Raw genomic sequence first — 2,553 nt, forward strand, 5'->3', positions numbered from 1 at the left:
TCGGTTGGCGCAGCAGGAACCGAGCGCCAGATCCAGAACGTCGCGGCCGGCGTTATATCGGCTACGAGCACTGATGCGATCAATGGTTCGCAATTGAATTCGGTCGTGACTGGTGTCAACAACCTGGGCACGACGACGGCAAGCACGCTGGGCGGTGGCGCGACCTACAGTCCGGCAACTGGCAATATCACAGGCTTCAGCCAGCCGATCAATAGTGTCAGCGCTACCGGTGCAGTGACTGGACCCACAGCGCAGACGACAGTTGCCGCTGCCTTGACAGCCCTGAACACCAATGTCGATAACACGGCCAATATCGCGGTCAAGTACGATGCGGCCGGCGGCAATAAGATCACCCTGGGCGCCACCGGCGGCGCCGGTGCGGGCGCACCGGTGACCATCACCAACCTGGCGCCGGCGGCCTTGAATGCCACCAGTACCGATGCTGTGAACGGTTCGCAGCTGTTTGCGACAAACAGCCTGATTAACAACATCAACAACGGTGCGGGTATCAAATACTTCCACACCAACTCCGTTCTGGCCGATAGTTCGCCAACCGGCACCGATGCGATTGCAGTGGGGCCGGCAGCCAATGCTTTCGGCAATGACTCGATTGCGCAAGGCCTGAATGCGGTGGCTGGCGTCAGCGGTACACCGGCGACAGCGAACGATATTGCCCTGGGCAACGCTGCCAAAGCAACTGGCGGCAATTCGATCGCCCTTGGCGCTGGGGCCAACGCTAGCGTTGCCGGTTCCATAGCATTAGGTCAATCGGCAACCACGACGAGCACGGCATCGGCAGCTACAGGCGGCACCGGTAGCGTGACCAACGCCACGATAGGCAGTACTACCTATGGTCCGTTCGCCGGCGCCAGTTCGAACGCAGGCGTGGTAAGCGTCGGTGCGCCGGGTTCTGAGCGCCGGATACAGAATGTCGCTGCTGGGCTGATTGGCGCCAGCAGTACGGATGCTATCAATGGCAGTCAGCTGTACACCGTGGCAAGCACTGTCGGTTCCAACATCAGCAGCTTGTCGACCTCGACCTCAACCGGTCTGAGCACAACTAACAGTAGCGTGGCGTCGTTGTCGACATCAACATCGACGGGGTTGAGCACGACCAACAGCAACGTGGCTTCGCTGTCGACCTCGACCTCGACCGGTCTGAGTACAACCAACAGCAGCGTGGCGTCGCTGTCGACTTCCACCTCGACCGGCCTGAGCACGACCAATAGCAGTGTGGCTTCGCTGTCGACGTCGACCTCGACCGGTCTGAGTACGACCAATAGCAACGTGGCGTCGCTGTCGACATCAACATCGACAGGCTTGAGCACGACTAACAGCAGTGTCGCATCGCTGTCGACCTCGACATCAACCGGTCTGAGCACAACCAACAGTAGCGTGACATCGCTGTCGACCTCAACCTCCACCTCGGTCGTTTCGCTGTCTACTGGCATCAGTACGGTGCAAGTACACACGGATAATCTCGGAAATAGCACGGCCAGCACACTGGGCGGTGGTGCGACTTACAATCCTGCGACCGGCACGATAAGCGGTTTCAGCCAGCCGATCAATACCGTCAGCGCTACCGGCGCCGTGACGGGACCAACTGCTCAGACGACGGTTGCCGGTGCTCTGACTGCATTGAATACCAATATCGACAACACGGCCAATATCGCGGTCAAGTATGATGCGGCCGGCGGCAATAAGATCACTCTGGGCGCCACCGGCGGCGCCGGTGCAGGTGCGCCGGTAACGATCACCAACCTGGCGCCGGCGGCGTTGAACGCGACCAGCACGGATGCCGTGAACGGTTCACAGCTGTTTGCGACAAACAGCCTGATTAACAACATCAACAACGGTGCGGGTATCAAATACTTCCACACCAACTCCGTTCTGGCCGATAGTTCGCCAACCGGTACCGATGCGATTGCAGTGGGACCTGTAGCCAATGCTTTCGGCAACGACTCGATTGCGCAGGGCTTGAATGCGGTGGCCGGCGTCAGCGGCACACCGACGACGGCGAACGATATTGCCTTGGGCAATGCTGCCAGCGCGACTGGCGGCAATTCGATCGCCCTTGGCGCCGGGGCCAACGCTAGCGTTGCCGGTTCCATAGCATTAGGTCAATCGGCAACCACAACTAGCACGGCATCGGCAGCTACCGGCGGCACCGGTAGCGTAACCAACGCCACGATAGGCGGCACTACCTATGGCCCGTTCGCCGGCGCCAGTTCGAGCGCAGGCGTGGTAAGCGTCGGTGCCGCAGGTTCTGAGCGTCGGATACAGAATGTCGCCGCTGGCCTGATTGGCGTCAGCAGCACGGATGCTATCAATGGCAGTCAGCTGTACACCGTGGCGAGCACTGTCGGTTCCAACATCAGCAGCTTGTCGACCTCGACCTCAACCGGCCTGAGCACAACTAACAGTAGCGTGGCTTCGCTGTCGACATCAACATCGACGGGCTTGAGCACAACCAACAGCAACGTGGCTTCGCTGTCGACTTCGACCTCGACCGGTTTGAGCACGACCAATAGCAACGTGGCGTCGTTGTCGACG

1 protein-coding gene is annotated in these 2,553 nt (G+C 60.0%); it reads left to right on the forward strand.

Annotation, left to right across the window (positions count from 1 at the left end):
• Positions 1-105 precede the first annotated feature (105 nt).
• A partial coding sequence (locus AC07V8_RS00005) for a YadA family autotransporter adhesin (protein WP_494721446.1) occupies positions 106-2,553 on the forward strand: 2,448 nt, incomplete at its 3' end.

The sequence above is a fragment of the Collimonas sp. GW821-FHT02H07 genome (assembly GCF_059421505.1).